The 14,967-nt window shown below is 62.8% G+C and carries 15 protein-coding genes; 5 read left to right on the forward strand and 10 right to left on the reverse strand.

Annotated elements, in window-relative coordinates; genetic code table 11:
• Window positions 1-6 precede the first annotated feature (6 nt).
• The 4 genes from M1E12_RS14665 to M1E12_RS14680 are packed head-to-tail and all read left to right on the forward strand — an operon-like array spanning window position 7 to window position 3,641.
• Window positions 7-1,029: an SIS domain-containing protein gene (locus M1E12_RS14665; RefSeq protein WP_479562309.1), complete on the forward strand. Its 1,023-nt coding sequence runs from the start codon at window positions 7-9 to the stop codon at window positions 1,027-1,029.
• A complete protein-coding gene (gene nagA, locus M1E12_RS14670) occupies window positions 1,026-2,210 on the forward strand; it encodes an N-acetylglucosamine-6-phosphate deacetylase (protein ID WP_479562310.1) in 1,185 nt (394 codons plus the stop codon). The genes M1E12_RS14665 and nagA overlap by 4 nt, the downstream gene beginning before the upstream one ends.
• Window positions 2,207-3,139, forward strand: a complete 933-nt coding sequence (locus M1E12_RS14675) for an ROK family protein (RefSeq protein ID WP_479562311.1) — start codon at window positions 2,207-2,209, stop codon at window positions 3,137-3,139. Before nagA ends, M1E12_RS14675 begins: the two co-directional genes overlap by 4 nt.
• Before the next feature lies 1 nt (window position 3,140).
• Complete coding sequence (locus tag M1E12_RS14680) at window positions 3,141-3,641, forward strand: GNAT family N-acetyltransferase (RefSeq protein WP_479562312.1); 501 nt, start codon at window positions 3,141-3,143, stop codon at window positions 3,639-3,641.
• Between the two features lie 6 nt (window positions 3,642-3,647).
• On the opposite strand, the gene M1E12_RS14685 is transcribed toward M1E12_RS14680, so the two are convergent.
• The 6 genes from M1E12_RS14685 to M1E12_RS14710 form a co-directional block, all read right to left on the reverse strand.
• Window positions 3,648-4,481 (reverse strand): GNAT family N-acetyltransferase, encoded by an 834-nt coding sequence (locus M1E12_RS14685; protein ID WP_479562313.1) that lies wholly within the window; start codon window positions 4,479-4,481, stop codon window positions 3,648-3,650.
• Window positions 4,482-4,495: 14 nt separating this feature from the next.
• Window positions 4,496-5,239 carry an aspartate/glutamate racemase family protein gene (locus M1E12_RS14690; RefSeq protein WP_479562314.1) on the reverse strand — a complete coding sequence of 248 codons (744 nt, stop codon included), beginning with the start codon at window positions 5,237-5,239 and terminating at the stop codon, window positions 4,496-4,498.
• A gap of 4 nt (window positions 5,240-5,243) precedes the next feature.
• The gene (locus tag M1E12_RS14695; protein WP_479562315.1) at window positions 5,244-6,062 is read right to left on the reverse strand and encodes an ABC transporter permease; all 819 of its coding nucleotides are present in this window, start codon (window positions 6,060-6,062) and stop codon (window positions 5,244-5,246) included.
• A gap of 2 nt (window positions 6,063-6,064) precedes the next feature.
• A complete protein-coding gene (locus M1E12_RS14700) occupies window positions 6,065-6,970 on the reverse strand; it encodes an ABC transporter permease (protein WP_479562316.1) in 906 nt (301 codons plus the stop codon).
• A gap of 225 nt (window positions 6,971-7,195) precedes the next feature.
• The gene (locus tag M1E12_RS14705) at window positions 7,196-8,485 is read right to left on the reverse strand and encodes an ABC transporter substrate-binding protein (protein ID WP_113458931.1); all 1,290 of its coding nucleotides are present in this window, start codon (window positions 8,483-8,485) and stop codon (window positions 7,196-7,198) included.
• A 32-nt stretch (window positions 8,486-8,517) separates the two neighbouring features.
• On the reverse strand, window positions 8,518-9,606 hold the full coding sequence (locus tag M1E12_RS14710) for an ABC transporter ATP-binding protein (RefSeq protein WP_479562317.1): 1,089 nt from the start codon (window positions 9,604-9,606) through the stop codon (window positions 8,518-8,520).
• Window positions 9,607-9,865: 259 nt separating this feature from the next.
• Between M1E12_RS14710 and M1E12_RS14715 the strand changes: the two genes are divergently transcribed.
• The gene (locus M1E12_RS14715; RefSeq protein ID WP_479562318.1) at window positions 9,866-10,579 is read left to right on the forward strand and encodes a GntR family transcriptional regulator; all 714 of its coding nucleotides are present in this window, start codon (window positions 9,866-9,868) and stop codon (window positions 10,577-10,579) included.
• 28 nt (window positions 10,580-10,607) lie between these two features.
• Here the strand turns inward: M1E12_RS14715 and M1E12_RS14720 are convergent, their stop codons facing one another.
• The 4 genes from M1E12_RS14720 to M1E12_RS14735 are packed head-to-tail and all read right to left on the reverse strand — an operon-like array spanning window position 10,608 to window position 14,882.
• Complete coding sequence (locus M1E12_RS14720; protein ID WP_479562319.1) at window positions 10,608-11,345, reverse strand: FadR/GntR family transcriptional regulator; 738 nt, start codon at window positions 11,343-11,345, stop codon at window positions 10,608-10,610.
• Window positions 11,342-12,322: a galactofuranose ABC transporter, permease protein YjfF gene (yjfF, locus tag M1E12_RS14725; protein ID WP_479562320.1), complete on the reverse strand. Its 981-nt coding sequence runs from the start codon at window positions 12,320-12,322 to the stop codon at window positions 11,342-11,344. The genes M1E12_RS14720 and yjfF overlap by 4 nt, the downstream gene beginning before the upstream one ends.
• Window positions 12,319-13,362 (reverse strand): ABC transporter permease, encoded by a 1,044-nt coding sequence (locus tag M1E12_RS14730; RefSeq protein ID WP_479562321.1) that lies wholly within the window; start codon window positions 13,360-13,362, stop codon window positions 12,319-12,321. Before M1E12_RS14730 ends, yjfF begins: the two co-directional genes overlap by 4 nt.
• Entirely contained in the window at window positions 13,359-14,882 is a 1,524-nt protein-coding gene (locus M1E12_RS14735) for a sugar ABC transporter ATP-binding protein (RefSeq protein WP_479562322.1), read from the reverse strand. The genes M1E12_RS14730 and M1E12_RS14735 overlap by 4 nt, the downstream gene beginning before the upstream one ends.
• Between the last annotated feature and the right edge of the window lie 85 nt (window positions 14,883-14,967).

Below are 14,967 nucleotides of genomic sequence, written 5' to 3' on the forward strand. Positions count from 1 at the left end.
CGTGACATGACCACGAAAATGCGTGAGGAGATCGACGAGATCCCCGCAGCCGCCGCCCGATTGCTGGAGACCTCCAGAACCGTCATCGCAGAAGCCGCAACCGCCCTGCGCGACAAAGATCCCGGCGTGGTCGTGACCATCGCTCGCGGCTCATCCGACCATGCGGCACACTTTCTGAAATATGCAATCGAGTTGCAGATGGGCCTGCCGGTCGCTTCGCTCGGCCCCTCGCTCGCCTCGATCTATGAGGCGCCGATGAAGCTCGGCAAGGCAGCCGCCTTTGCCGTGTCGCAGTCGGGCGCAAGTCCGGACATCGTCGCGATGGCCAGAGGCGCCCGCCATGGCGGCGCGACCACGGTCAGCCTCGTCAACACCCTTCCCTCCCCGCTTGCAGACGCAGCAACCTTCGCTGTCGACATCAAGGCTGGCCCCGAGATCGCTGTCGCCGCGACCAAATCCTTCGTCAATTCCATCGTGGCCGGCCTCGCCATTCTCGCAAGCTGGAGCCGCGACGAGGCGCTGACGCGCGCCGTCGATACCCTGCCCGAGCACTTCGACAAGGCACTCGCTCTCGACTGGAGCGCCCTGCTCGAGCCGCTGAAATCGGCAGACTCACTCTACATGCTCGGCCGCGGTCCAGCACTTGCCATCGCTGCCGAAGCCGCGCTCAAATGCAAGGAAACCTGCGAACTGCATGCCGAGGCCTATTCCTCGGCGGAAGTCCTGCATGGTCCTGTCTCGATCGTCGGCCGTGACTTCCCGGTCGTCGCCTTTGCCGCCCGCGACAAGGCGGAAGCCTCGATCGCCGGCACTGTCTCGAAGCTTGCGGCAAGCAATGCCACCTGCTTCATCACCTCGGATCAGGCAACGGCCGGCCATCGGCTGCCTTTCATCGCGACAGGACATCCGATCACGGATGCGCTGGCGCTGATCGTTCCCTATTATGGCTTCATCGAATCCCTCTCCCGTGCCCGTGGCTTCAATCCCGACAAGCCGGTCGCACTGAAGAAAGTCACCGAGACCCAATGAGCCAAGCCTTCGCCATCACAGCAAGCCGCATCTTCGATGGGCACACGTTCCACAAGGACGCGGCGCTCCTGGTCGAAAGCGGCCGGGTCAAGGCAATCCTGCACAAGGCCGACCTGCCGACCGGTGTCCCGTGGCAGGATGCCGGCGATGCGCTGATTGCCCCAGGCTTCATCGACCTGCAGGTGAATGGCGGCGGCGGCGTGCTGTTCAACAACGATCCGACGGTCTCCGGCATCCGCACGATCTGTGAGGCCCATGCGCGTTACGGCACGACGGCTCTGATGGTCACGCTGATCACGGACGCACCCGAGATCAAGCGGGAAGCGATCGCCGCTGGCGAGGCCACCGCCAAGGCAGGCGAGCCGGGCTATCTCGGCCTCCATCTCGAAGGCCCGCATCTCTCCATCGCCCGCAAGGGCACTCATGATCCGGCCCTGATACGCGCGATGACGGAGACCGATCTCGATTACCTCGTCGCGCAAGCCCAGCGCTTCGGCATTCCGATGATCACGGTGGCGCCGGAAAGCGTCGCACCGGATCAGGTCAAGCGCCTGGTAAAGGCAGGTTACCGCGTCAGCCTCGGTCACACGGATACGACCTGCGCCGGCGTCGAAGCCTATGTTGAAGCCGGAGCAACACTCGTCACTCATCTCTTCAATGCCATGAGCCAGCTTGGCAATCGCGAACCCGGCCTCGTGGGTGCTGCCCTCACCTCACCTGCCCTGCATTGCGGCCTGATCGCCGACGGCTTCCATGTCGATCCGGTCACCATGAAGATCGCGCTGGCCGCCAAGACCGGCCCAGCCCACATCTTTCTCGTCACCGACGCCATGTCGACCATCGGTACCGACCAGACCGGCTTTGACCTCAACGGCCGCGCCGTCTACCGCCGCGACGGCCGCCTGACACTTGCCGATGGAACGCTGGCCGGCGCCGACATCGATATGCTCTCCTGCGTGCGTTACGTGCACGAGAAACTCGACCAACCCCTGGAAGAAGCGCTGCGCATGGCATCGCTCTATCCCGCTGAAGCCATCGGCGCTTCGAGCAAGGGAAGCCTCGAGGCCGGCCAGGATGCCGACTTCGTCGTGCTTGGTCCGGATCTCGACATCCACGCGACCTGGATCGCAGGAACTTGTGTCTTTGCCGCGGGCACAGAACCGAACCGGGCCTTTGCATGATCGTCTGCTTCGATATCGGCGGCACCGCCATCAAGGGTGCGCTGGCAATGAGCCCGGAAGACATCCGCCCCTTCCCGCGCAAGCCGACCCCGATCCACGATTTCGACGCCTTCGTCGCCACCCTCGCCTCGGTCATAGCCGAGGCTGAAAGCGTGGCAGGCGAACGGCCTGCCTGCATCGCGATCTCGATCGCCGGGGTTATCGACCCCGATACGGCCAACGCCGTCGTGGCCAATATCCCCTGCATCCACGGCCGCCCCCTGCAGGCGGATCTGGCAACGGCGCTCGGCCTGCCGGTCATCATCGCCAACGATGCCGACTGCTTCGTGCTGGCCGAAGCCGGCATCGGGGCGGCCCGCGGCCATCGCGTCGTCTTCGGTGTGATCCTCGGCACCGGCGTCGGCGGCGGCCTCGTCATCGATGGCAAGCTGATCAACGAGAGTGGTTTTGCCGGCGAATGGGGCCATGGACCAATCCAGCCAACCGAGGCCGGAACACCGCCGATCCATGTGCCGCGCTTTCAATGCGGCTGCGGCCAGATCGGCTGCATCGACGCGATTTGCAGCGCGCGGGGCCTCGAAAAGCTGCACAGGCACATTCATGCCAAACAGCTGACGAGCGAAGAGATCATCACGAACTGGCAGGCCGGCGACGCCAAGGCCGAGCGCACGATCGACGTCTATGTCGACATTCTCGCCGATCCCCTGTCCGTCGTGGTCAATGTCACCGGAACGACCATCCTGCCCGTCGGTGGCGGACTGTCCAACGTGCCGGAACTGCTTGCGCGGATCGACACGGCAGTGCGCAAACGCATCCTGCGCAAATTCAAGAGCCCGATCGTTGTGCCCGCAGCCTGCGGCGTCGAGCCGGGCCTCATCGGAGCCGCGATCCTGGGGCTGGATTTTGCCGGCAAGCATCTGGGAGGCTGACATGGCAGCAGACATGCTGGTGAAACTCTATGAACTCCAGGCCAATCCGGAACTCGACCGGCGGATGGAGGCGGAAGGCGTCACGATAAGGCGCGCGCTGGTGCCGGAACTCTCTGGGCTTTGCGCCTGGATCGAGCCTCGTTTCGGCGCTGGATGGGCCTCGGAAGCGACAGCGGCCATCATGCGCCAGCCCGTGACCTGCTGGATCGCCCACGAAGGTGAGACACTGCTCGGCTTTGCCTGCCACGAGGCGACGATGAAAGGTTTCTTCGGCCCGACCGGCGTGGACGAGGCCGCGCGCGGACGCGGCATCGGCCACGCGCTTCTGATCCGAACGCTCATGGACATGCGCGACCAAGGCTACGGATACGCGATCATCGGAGGCGCCGGCCCCATGGGCTTCTACGAGAAGAGCGTGGGCGCGATCGCCATTCCGGGCTCTTCGCCGGGTATTTACAAGGGCATGCTGCCGCTGGCGGCACCATCGGGCATGACCGACTGAGACGCATCAGCCGAGTTCCAGTGTGGTGATGGCATAGACGCCTGCCCTTTGCACTGAGGGCGCTTCCCCGCGATACATCCGCGCGGTCCTGAAACCCGGCTTGAAGCCGAGCCGGCCAAGGAGATAGCGGAACCCTTCCTGATAATCCGGCACGTCCAGATGGACCTCTTCGCCTCGCAGGTTTTCGAGGCAGACCTTGAGAAGATCCTCCGCCGTACGCCCGTCCGCAGCAAAGAGCGGTCCGATCTTGTAGCCGCTGAGGCAGGGACGCAGCACGGCATAACCGGCAACGACACCTTGGCGCCGGCAGACGAAGGCCCGCCGCGGGGATCGCAGCCACGTAGCGAGGAATGCGTCACGGGACTCCGGAAAGAAGGCCCGGTCGAAGGCCGAAACCTCGGCGATATCGGCTTCACCCACCACATGGCAACCGGCATCCGACCGGGTCAGAGCGGGCATACGCTCGATGCTCCAGCGCACGGTGTCATAGGCCGGCACGAAGCCCATGCGACCATAATTCGCCTGCTGCTCGACAACCCCGTCAAGCCCGATGACCCGGCCTGCGAGATGCGCCATGCCGGCATCCCAGACCTGCCGTCCGAAACCTCGGCCTCGAAAGTCCGGATGGCAGATATAAAGGCCGATGAAACCGAAACCGGAACCGTAGCGCACAGCCGAAATGCCGGCAGCGAGCCGTCCGCCAACGAAGCATCCGAGAAAGCCGTCCGGATCGGCGGATCGGAAGGCGGCCGCATCGCCATGCCCCGGGTTCCAGCCTTCCAGCGCCGCCCAGCCGATGAGGTCCTCGACCTCGCCAGCCGTCAGGACTCTGATCTGCACATCCTCCGCCACGCTCACACGCCCATGGCAGCGGGAGAGAAACGGGCGAGTTCGCCGTGATAGGCCTTGGAGACAGGCGTCGCATAGGCGCCACGCTTGGCGGTCGACAATCCCTGTGCAACCAGGCTCTCCGCCTGTTTGACGGCCGCAGCCACGCCGTCGATAACGGGCACGTCGAATTCCTGCCGAAGCGATGCCGTGAGATCCGCCATACCGGCACAGCCGAGCACGATTGCTTCGGCTCTGTCATCCTTGAGCGCTGCCGAAATCTCGCTACGAAGCCGGTCGCGGGCATTCGAGTTCGGATCCTCAAGCGAAAGAACCGGCACATCCGCCGCCCGCACCTTGCAGCGGCTACCCATGCCGTAGCGATGCACGAGATGTTCGACCGGCAGCCGCGAACGTTCCATGGTGGTCACGACCGAAAAGCGTTGGGCGATAAAGGATGTCGCCGATAGGGCCGCCTCGCAAATGCCGATAACCGGAATACCGGCCAGCGCACGGGCCGCATCGAGCCCCGTATCGTCGAAACAGGCAATCACGATCGCATCCGCCCCCTCGCGCTCGGCCTTGGCGATCTCGACCAGCAGCCCAGGCACCGCGAAGACCTCGTCGTAATAGCCTTCGATGGACACCGGCCCCATGGAGGAGGTGATCGCGAGGATCTCGGTGTCCGCATGGGCGACGCGGCGCGCCGCGTCGGCAATCGTCGCGGTCATGCTGGCAGTCGTATTCGGATTGATGACGGCAATCTTCATGTGGCTATGCTCGGCCCCGGCGGCGGTTCATGGCGATGATGAGCCCAAGCGTCCCCGCGATGACCAGGAAGGAGAAGAGCGTCGTCACCGTGCCGAGCGCGTAAAGGACGGGCGTCGTGACATTGGTCGTCATGCCGTAGATCTCAAGCGGCAGCGTGTTGTAGGTGCCCGACGTCATCAGCGTGCGGGCAAACTCGTCATAGGAAAGCGTGAAGCCGAAGAGCCCGACGCCGATCAGCGGCGGCGCGATCATCGGCAGGACGACGTAGCGGAATGTCTGCCAGGAGGTTGCGCCAAGGTCGCGCGCGGCCTCCTCGTAAGCCGGCGAGAAGCGGTTGAAGATCGCAAACATGATCAACACGCCGAAGGGCAGCGTCCAGGTCAGATGCGCGCCGAAGGCCGAGGAATACCAGGCCGGCTGGAGGCCGAGCTGGCTGAACAAGACGCCGATGCCAAGCGAGATGATGATCGAGGGCACAACCAGGCTGGCAACCGAGAGGTAGAAGAGCGCCGTTGCGCCCACGAACCTGCGCCGGAAGGCAAGGCCGGCCAGCAGCGAGACCACGACCGTCACCACCATGACCATGATGCCAAGCGCGAAGGATCGCCGGAACGAACCGCCGAAATCGCCCACCGCCTGCTGTTCGAACAGATTGCCGAACCAGTGGAACGACATGCCGTTGAGCGGGAAAGTCAGGCCCCCGTTCGGCCCCTGGAAGGAGAGGATCAGGATCGCCGAGAGCGGGCCATAGAGAAAGAGAACGAACAGGGCGAAGAAGGCCGCGAGCACATAGAACTCGCGTGGGCGCTTGTCGGAATTCATCTTCAGAGCTCCTTCCGGATATCGACGACACGGAGGATGGCGGCGACCATCAGCAGGACCAGTGCCAAGAGCACCACGGCATTGGCGGCGGCAGCCGGATATTGCAGCAGCGACATCTGGTTCTTCATCATCAGCGCAACGGACGCGCTCTGGCCGCCGGACATGACCTGGACGGTGGAGAAGTCCGCCATGACAAGCGTCACGACGAAGATGGTCCCGATCGCCATGCCGGGCTTCGACAGGGGGATGATGACATTGGTCAGGATCTGCCAGCCGCTGGCGCCAGCATCGCGCGCGGCTTCGAGCAGCGACCGGTCGATGCGCATCATCGTGTTGAAGATCGGCGTGACCATGAACAGCGTGTAGAGATGCACCATGGCGAGCACGACCGCGAAATCGGAATAGAGCAGCCATTCGATCGGCTGCGGCACGATGCCGGCATTGACGAGCGCCGAATTGATCAGCCCGTTGCGACCGAGCACCGGGATCCAGGAGATCATCCGGATGATGTTGGAGGTGAGAAACGGCACGGTGCAGACGAGAAACAGAACGCTCTGCATGGCCGATGTTCGCACGTGGAAGGCGAGGAAATACGCGACCCAGAAGCCGACGAAGAGCGTGATCGCCCAGACGATGAAGGCAAATTTCAGCGTGTTGAGATAGGTCTTCCAGGTCACCCAGGAGCCCAGCGTCTCGGTATAATTGAAGGTGACGAAGTCGGGATACATCTGGGCGAAGTCGTAGTCCCAGAAGGATACTGTCCCGATCATCATGATCGGCAGCAGCAGGAAGGCTCCGAGAATGACGATCAGCGGCGTCGCCTGCAGATAGGAGACGAACCTAAGCGGCACACGGATCACGCGTTTCGGCTTCGGCTCGCCGACGCCCAGAAATCGGACTTCCACCATGTTATCAGGTCTCCTGTCGCTCGATCAGCATTCCGCATGTGAAGATGCCCCTCATCCCCCTGCCGGGATCTTCTCCCCGCTTGCGGGGAGAAGGGGTTTTGGGGCCACCTCCCCCTTGAGGGGGGAGGTCGCGGCAAAGCCGCGGGTGGGGGTGATCCATCGCAGACGTTCACCCCACCCCGGAGCTTCGCTCCGACCCTCCCCCTCAAGGGGGAGGGTAAGACATCAGGCCGCGATGAACTCGTTCCAGCGGCGGACCATGTAGCGGTCTTCGTCCATGACGGAGTTCCAGCAAGCGACCTTGCCCATTCGCTCTTCGAAGGAGCCGCCGTCGCGGACCGCACCGGCCTTCTCCATCACCTTGCCTTCCGGCGAGAGGATGTCGCCCTGGGCGGCCTTGCCTTCGATCCAGTAGCCCCACTCGTCGGCAGACATGAATTCCTTCGCGGTCTCCATGCAGGCGGAGTAGTAACCCTGACGGTTGAGATAGCCGCCGACCCAGCCGGACGTGTACCAGTTGATGTATTCATAGGCAGCGTCGAGCTGCGCGCCGGTGAGGTGGGCGGCAAGGCCGAGACCACCGCCCCACGAGCGATAGCCTTCCTTGAGCGGCTGATACTTGCAGGCGATGCCCTTGGAGCGGACGGCGGCAACGGCCGGAGACCACATCGACTGGATGACGACTTCGCCGGATGCCATCAGGTTGACCGACTCGTCGAAGGACTTCCAGAAGGCGCGGAACTGGCCATCCTGCTTGGCCTTGATCAGGAAGTCGATCGTCGTGTCGATCTCCTCCTTCGTCATATTGCCCTTGTCGGCATATTTGATGATGCCCATGGCTTCGCAGATCATCGCGGCATCCATGATGCCGATCGACGGAATGTTCAGGATCGAGGTCTTGCCCTTGAAAGCCGGGTCCATGATGTCGGCCCAGGAGGTGATCTCACGACCGACGAGATCCGGACGGATGCCGAGCGTGTCGGCATTGTAGATGGTCGGCATCATCGTGAAGAGCTCGGTCTCGCCCGAGGCGAAGGTCTTCGCATCCTTGCTCTCGACGTAGCCGACCGTGTGCGGTGCCGTCCCCTGGGCGATCACGCTATCGGGCAGAAGCTTGCCGGTTTTGAACAGCGGGACGACCTTGTCGTAGAACTTGAGCTTCGAGGTTTCCATCGGCTGGATGACCCCGGTCGGATAGACCTTCTTCAGGATCCAGTATTCGATGTCGGCGATGTCGTAGGAGTTCGGCTGGGTCACGGCGCGCTGGGCTGCGGCGTCGGAGTCGGTCGCCGTCATCTCAAGCGTGATGCCGAGGTCGGCCTTGCACTTCTCGGCGATGGCATTGATGTTCGACACACCCGTGCCGAACTGGCGCAGCGTGATCGGGTTCTGCGCCCAGATCGTCGGGAAGCCGGTAATCGCGCCCGAACCGGCGGCGAGGCCGGCCGCGGCCGATGCGGTTTTCAGGAATGTGCGGCGGGATACGCCCTTCTTGGTCTTGCTGCTGTCTGACATTGCGCTGTTCTCCTGGCTTGTTTGTTGTTTGCTCATTTCACGATGCGTCCGAGGACGATCGAATCCGGTTGATCCCATGACAGGGTGACGCCCTCCCCGACGCGAACCGGGGAGGCAAAGAAGGCCGCGTCCGAGAGAACGGCGGTGAATTCGTCGGTAAAGGCGGTGGTGACGGTCAGCTTCACCTTGGCGCCGAGATATTCGACGTTGGAAACGATGCCGTCGAAGCCGAGACCGTCTGCTGGCGCTGGCCCAATCCGCACATGGTCGGTGCGAACAGCGATATCGGCCGTGTCGTCTGCCACCGGCGCCGCGCCGAGCGCGAAAAAGCGTCCGCCACCAACCACTTCGATGAAGAGCCCGTCAGCCGTGCGCTCGACGATGCGGCCCGAGAGCACATTGTGATCCCCCATGAAGCGGGCGACGAAGGCGGTCGCGGGCCGCTCGAAGACGGCCCGTGGCGTCGCCGCCTGCTCGATGCGCCCCTCGTTCATGACGACGATCAGATCGGCAAGCGCCATCGCCTCTTCCTGGCTGTGGGTCACATGCACGAAGGTGATGCCGAGCGAGGTCTGCAGCTTCTTGAGTTCAGCCCGCATGCGGATCTTGAGGAAGGGGTCGAGCGCCGAGAGCGGCTCGTCGAGCAACAGGGCCTCGGGCTTGGTGATAAGTGCGCGCGCCAGTGCCACGCGCTGCTGCTGTCCGCCGGACAGCTGGGCCGGCCGGCGGCTCGCATAAGGCTCGAGCTGCATAAGCTTGAGCATCTCCATCGCCTGTCCGCGACGCGTCTCCTTATCGACACCCTTCATCTTCAGGCTGAAGGCAACATTGTCGACAAGATCGAGATGCGGAAAGAGCGCATAGGACTGAAACATCATCGCCGTGCCCCGCTTCGCCGGCGGCAGGTCGGTCACGTTCGCGCTGCCGAAGACGACATCACCGGAGGAGACGCTCTCATGCCCCGCGACCATCCTGAGCGTCGATGTCTTGCCGCAACCGGACGGTCCGAGCAGGCAGCAATAGGTGCCGGCCGGGATCTTCAGACTGATGGCATGAACAGCTGTCGCAGTCCCGTAAACCTTGGATACGGCGGCAAGTTCGATGTCGGCGGCTTTCGTCATGGCGGCTCCTTGGTCTCGCTCAAGACGATGCATAAGCCGTGCCAGTTCGAGGCCGTCAGGCTAAGTGATTGATTCCCATCGCTCCGATTGCTGCGCCGCAAAAGGAATAAGCACGGACACTGACTGCATGCACAGCAAATAAGCGATTGAGATCAATTGCTGCGCACGATTGTATGCAATCATAAAGCACTTTCGTGTCCCGCAGATCTTTCCCATCCACGGGATGCGGGCTAAAAGGAATGCGACACCGGATGGATCCATGAACGCCAAGAGCTCGCTGCGCAGGCAACTCGACCCGAACCTGGAGGACCGCGCCCGCGCGATCCGCGATGCCCTGCGCGACGCAATCGTCGACCGCCGGCTTGCCCCAGGCACCAAGCTCTCCGAAGCTGAAGTCGGCACTCTCTTCGATGTGAGCCGCACGGTCGTGCGCGACGCGCTGCAGATGCTCGCTTTCGAGGGGCTGGTGAAGACGGAACGCAATCGCGGAGCCTTCGTCTCCAATCCGAGTACGGAAGAGGCTCGCCAGGTCTTCTCATCACGCCGCCTGATCGAGGCTGGCATCATTGCAGCGGCCGCCGAGCGCATCACGCCATCCGATATCGCCGCCCTGCGCGAACACCTGAAGGAGGAGGCGCGGTACCGCACGGAACGCGGTGCGAACGCACGACGTGCCGAGATAAAGGCGTCAGGCGATTTCCATCTGATGCTGGCCAAGGTGGCCGGCAACCAGGTGCTGGAAAAATTCATGGATGAGCTGGTCGCCCGCTCGTCCCTCGTCATCGCGCTCTATGGTCGGACCGGCATTTCGAGTTGCGGTCATGACGAACACGACGAAATTCTGAACGCGCTTGAAAAGGGCGACGTCAAAAAGGCGACCCATCTGATGCTGCATCACATCGATCATATCGAGGCCGACCTCGATCTGTCGGTCGCGGAAGCCCGGACCCTGAAGGACGCCCTGGCGCTCTAAGCCCCGCCGCCGGAAGCCTGAGCTGCCATTACCGCACGGCGGCCGCGATCGCCCTATCCTGCTCGATCGTGTCCAGCATCGCCTGGCGCGCGCCCGCCTCATCGCCATATTCGATGCGGTTGACCAGCAGTTTGTGGCTCTCGAGGATCTTGTCGAGCACGCAGGGATCGGGATTGTCCATCTGGGGCTTGTAAGCGAAGGCATGCGCCAGTTCGATCAGCCCATAGAGTGCGCGGACGAAAGGATTGTGCGCGGCATCCGCGATGATGCGATGAAGTTCGAAATCGGCCAGAGCGAAATTCTGCGGCGACGCGAGCGACGTCTCCATCTGATGGATCCAGTAGAGCATCAGACGGATTTGGTCGGCAGTTCGGCGTCGGGCGACCTCGGCCGCCGCCTGCGGCTCAAGCGAACGCCGAACCTCGTGGAGCCCGGACAGAAACTCGGCATCAACAGGGGCTTCCAAGTGCCAGGCGAGCACCTGGGGGTCATAGAGGCTCCAGCGGCTCTTCTTGGCCACCTTGGTGCCGACCTTCGGCCGGGCTTCGAGCAGTCCCTTGGCTTCGAGCGTTTTCAAGGCCTCACGCAAGACAGTGCGCGAGACCTCGAACTCTTCCATGAGTTCCGCATCGTTCGGCAGCGTGGTCCCGATCGCATAACGGCCGGAAATAACCCCGGCTCCGATCTCGTTGATCACATGCGAATGGTAATTACGCGCCGTCGACCGCCCGGACAGGGAGCGAAGAAGGCTCCCCGGCTCACTCATGCAGGGGCCTTCTTCAGGCGCGTACGCCCGGTCTGCGCGGTAAACACCAGCTTCTGAAGCAAGATGAACATGAACAGCAGGAACCCGATGGCGATTTTAGTCCACCAGCTGGAGAGCGTCCCATCGAAGACGATGTAAGTCTGGACTAGGCCCTGCAGCATGACCCCGATCAGGGTTCCGAAGATGAAACCATAACCGCCCGTCAACAGGGTTCCGCCTATCACCACGGCTGCAATCGAGTCAAGTTCGATGCCGACGGCCGCCAGCGGGTAGCCCGCCGAGGTATAGAGCGAATAGACGATGCCCGCGAGCCCGCCAAGGAAGGACGAAAGCGCATAGATGCCGATCGTCACGCGGCCGGTGGGCACGCCCATCAGCGAAGCCGAGGTCGGATTGCCGCCGATCGCATAGACATAAGAGCCGAAGCGCGTCTTGTGAGCGATGAAGCCACAGACCACGAAGGTGGCGAGCATCAGCAGGCCGATCGCGCTCAGCCGTCCGCCACCGGGTAGCCGGTAGTAGAGGCTGGAGATCGTGCGGTAGAACTCGTGATCGATCGGGATGGAATCCTGGCTGAGCACGGAGGCAAACCCGCGCGCCAGAAACATGCCCGCCAGCGTCACGATGAACGGCGGCACCTGCAGGAAGTGAATGACGGCTCCCATGGAGGCCCCGAAGGCGGCGGCAAGCGCCAACACGATGACAAAGACTGCCAGCGGATGAATGCCAACCCAGGAGATCAGGATGGCCGTGATGACGCCGGTCAATCCGATCACGGCGCCGACCGAGAGATCGATCCCGCCGGAAAGGATGACGAAAGTGGCGCCGACCGCAGCGATGCCGAGAAAGGCATTGTCCGTCAGGAAGTTTCCGAAAACGCGCGTCGACCACATGCCCGGATACTGGAAAATGCAGATGGCATAGGCGATCACGAAGATAAGGGTGGTCGCGGCGAGAGGGCGATAACGCGGATTCATCGTGCCTGTCCCGAAGTTTGGGTCTTGGTCTGGGGCGGGGTCGTGGCGGGTGCCTGGCGCGGCCCGAACCTGCGGCCGAGCACTTGGGCGATCCGAGCCGATTGCAGCACCAGAATAATGATGATCATGCCCGCCTTGACGATCAGGTTGAATTCCGGCGGGAAACCGGAGACCAGCACGCCCGTGTTCATCGCCTGGATAATGATGGCACCGAGCACTGACATCGGGATGGAGAAGCGTCCCCCGAGCAGCGAGGTGCCACCGATGACGACCGCGAGGATCGCGTCGAGCTCCAGCCATAGGCCGGCATTGTTCGCGTCCGCTCCGCGGATGTCGGCGGCAGCAATGATGCCGGCGGTCGCGGCGCAGAAGCCGCCAAAGGCATAGATGCACAAGATCACGAGCTTGCTGCGCAGGCCTGTATAGTTGGCGGCCGACAAGTTGATCCCGATCGCCTCGATGAACAACCCGATCGCCGTGCGTCGCATGAAGAGATGCGCAGTGATCATCAGCACGATCGCGATGACAGCCGGCATGGGCAGGCCGAACAGATTGCCTGTGCCGACAAAGATCAATGCCGGATCGGAGAAGGTGACGATGGAGCCTTCGGTAATGAGCTGCGCCACCCCGCGCCCTGCCACCATCAGAACCAGCGTCGCGACGAAGGGCTGGATGCCGAGATAGGCGACCAGAACGCCGTTCCAGAGGCCGCAAAGAATGCCCACCGCAAGCGCGGCGGCAAGCGTCACGATCAGGGGCTGCCCGGCAACCGCACAGGTCGCGGCAACAGCACCGGCGACCGCCATCACGGCACCGACGGACAAGTCCACGCCCTTGGTCGCAATGATCGCCGTCATGCCAATGGCCAGGATCGCAACCGGCGCGCCGCGATTGATGACGTCGATCAGGCTGCCGAAAAGACGACCATCCTGCCAGGTGATGTTGAAGAAGCCGGGGAACACCAGCCAGTTGAAGAACAGCACGCCGGCAAGCGCCAGAAGCTGCGGGGAAATGATGCGGGACATGGACAGCCTTTTCATGCCTCGACCTCCGCCGGCTGGGCGGCAATGGTCTGGACGATGACGCCGGGGGTGATGTCGGCGCCATGCAACTCGGCGACCATCTTGCGGTCGCGCATGACGACGACACGCGAGGAATAGCTGACGATTTCATCGAGCTCGGACGAGATGACAACGAGCGCCAGCCCATCTTCGCGCAGCCGGCTGATCATGCGCACGATCTCGGCATGGGCGCCGACATCGATGCCGCGCGTCGGCTCGTCGAGAATGAGGAAACGCGGATCGGTGGCAAGCCAGCGGGCAAGGATCACCTTCTGCTGGTTGCCGCCGGAGAGAAGCTTGACCGGCAGCTCGGCCGAAGCCGTGCGGATGTCGAGCGCCTCAATGAAATTGCCGGCGATCTCCAGTTGTTCGTCGCGGTTGAGCGCCTTGAACCAGCCAAGCCGCGCCTGCATGGCGATCACGATGTTTTCGCGGACCGAGAGGTCGCCGAAGATGCCGTCGATCTTGCGGTCTTCCGGGCAGAAGCCGAAGCCGAGTTCGACCGCTTCAAGCGGATTGCGAACCTGGCGGCTGCCGCCGTCAATCTTGATCGCACCGCTATCGGCCTGGTCGATGCCGAACATCAGCCGCGCCATCTCGGTACGGCCGGAGCCGAGCAGGCCCGCGACGCCGACGACCTCGCCGCGATGAATCTTGAGATCGAAGGGGCGAACGCTGTTCGAGAGGCCGAAGCCTTCGAATTCCATCAGCGTTTCCCCCACTTCCCCCTCTTCGCCCAGCACATCCGGATGGTGGAAGGCAAGATCCTTGCCGAGCATCATGCGCACCAGGCTCGTGCGATCGAGCGTTGCGATCGCTTCCGTGCCGACGAGACGCCCGTTACGCAGAACCGTGACCCGATCCGAAAGCTCGAAGACCTGATCGAGGAAGTGGGTGATGAAGACAATGGCAAGACCGCGATCGCGGAGTTGCCTGACGATGCCGAACAGCTTCTCAACTTCGGAGCGATCGAGACTGGCGGTCGGCTCATCCAGGATCAGCACCTTGCCGGAAAGTTCGACGGCGCGCGCGATCGCAATGATTTGCTGGACAGCGACGGAAAATGTCGAGAGCTCGGCCTTCACGTCGATGTCGAGGCCATAGGTATTGAGAATTTCGCGGGATTCGCGCTCCATCCGGCGCTTGTCGACCAGACCGAAGCGGTTGGTCGGCTGACGACCGATGAAAAGATTGTCGATGACGGTCATGTTCGGCAGGAGGTTGACCTCCTGGTAGACCGTGCCGATGCCGAGCGTCTGGGCCTGCTGCGGCGTGGTGAAATTCACGACCTCGCCGTCAAGGGTGATCGTCCCGCCATCCGGAATATAGGCGCCCGTCAGGATCTTGATCAGCGTGGATTTGCCGGCACCGTTTTCGCCGAGAAGCGCATGCACTTCGCCCCGGTGAAACGCGATATCGACGCCGTCGAGCGCCGTATGATTGCCGAATGTCTTGGTGATGCCCGCCGCCGCAAGCACGATCGATGGATGCTCGGTCATTGCCTCTTCCCCCTCTCCCATGAAGCTATCCCCGATTAAAGCCGGGAGAAAGCGACAGAGACCCCGCCACCAGGGTAGGGCGGGG

This window comes from Rhizobium sp. K33, from assembly GCF_056501445.1.

Excerpts from the sequence above, each read along its gene's own strand:
- M1E12_RS14665 (WP_479562309.1), top strand. The coding sequence starts at position 7 with ATGACCACGAAAATGCGTGAGGAGATCGACGAGATCCCCGCAGCCGCC.
- nagA (WP_479562310.1), top strand. The coding sequence starts at position 1,026 with ATGAGCCAAGCCTTCGCCATCACAGCAAGCCGCATCTTCGATGGGCAC.
- M1E12_RS14675 (WP_479562311.1), top strand. The coding sequence starts at position 2,207 with ATGATCGTCTGCTTCGATATCGGCGGCACCGCCATCAAGGGTGCGCTG.
- M1E12_RS14680 (WP_479562312.1), top strand. The coding sequence starts at position 3,141 with ATGGCAGCAGACATGCTGGTGAAACTCTATGAACTCCAGGCCAATCCG.
- M1E12_RS14690 (WP_479562314.1), bottom strand. The coding sequence starts at position 5,239 with ATGAAGATTGCCGTCATCAATCCGAATACGACTGCCAGCATGACCGCG.
- M1E12_RS14695 (WP_479562315.1), bottom strand. The coding sequence starts at position 6,062 with ATGAATTCCGACAAGCGCCCACGCGAGTTCTATGTGCTCGCGGCCTTC.
- M1E12_RS14700 (WP_479562316.1), bottom strand. The coding sequence starts at position 6,970 with ATGGTGGAAGTCCGATTTCTGGGCGTCGGCGAGCCGAAGCCGAAACGC.
- M1E12_RS14705 (WP_113458931.1), bottom strand. The coding sequence starts at position 8,485 with ATGTCAGACAGCAGCAAGACCAAGAAGGGCGTATCCCGCCGCACATTC.
- M1E12_RS14710 (WP_479562317.1), bottom strand. The coding sequence starts at position 9,606 with ATGACGAAAGCCGCCGACATCGAACTTGCCGCCGTATCCAAGGTTTAC.
- M1E12_RS14715 (WP_479562318.1), top strand. The coding sequence starts at position 9,866 with ATGAACGCCAAGAGCTCGCTGCGCAGGCAACTCGACCCGAACCTGGAG.
- M1E12_RS14720 (WP_479562319.1), bottom strand. The coding sequence starts at position 11,345 with ATGAGTGAGCCGGGGAGCCTTCTTCGCTCCCTGTCCGGGCGGTCGACG.
- yjfF (WP_479562320.1), bottom strand. The coding sequence starts at position 12,322 with ATGAATCCGCGTTATCGCCCTCTCGCCGCGACCACCCTTATCTTCGTG.
- M1E12_RS14730 (WP_479562321.1), bottom strand. The coding sequence starts at position 13,362 with ATGAAAAGGCTGTCCATGTCCCGCATCATTTCCCCGCAGCTTCTGGCG.
- M1E12_RS14735 (WP_479562322.1), bottom strand. The coding sequence starts at position 14,882 with ATGACCGAGCATCCATCGATCGTGCTTGCGGCGGCGGGCATCACCAAG.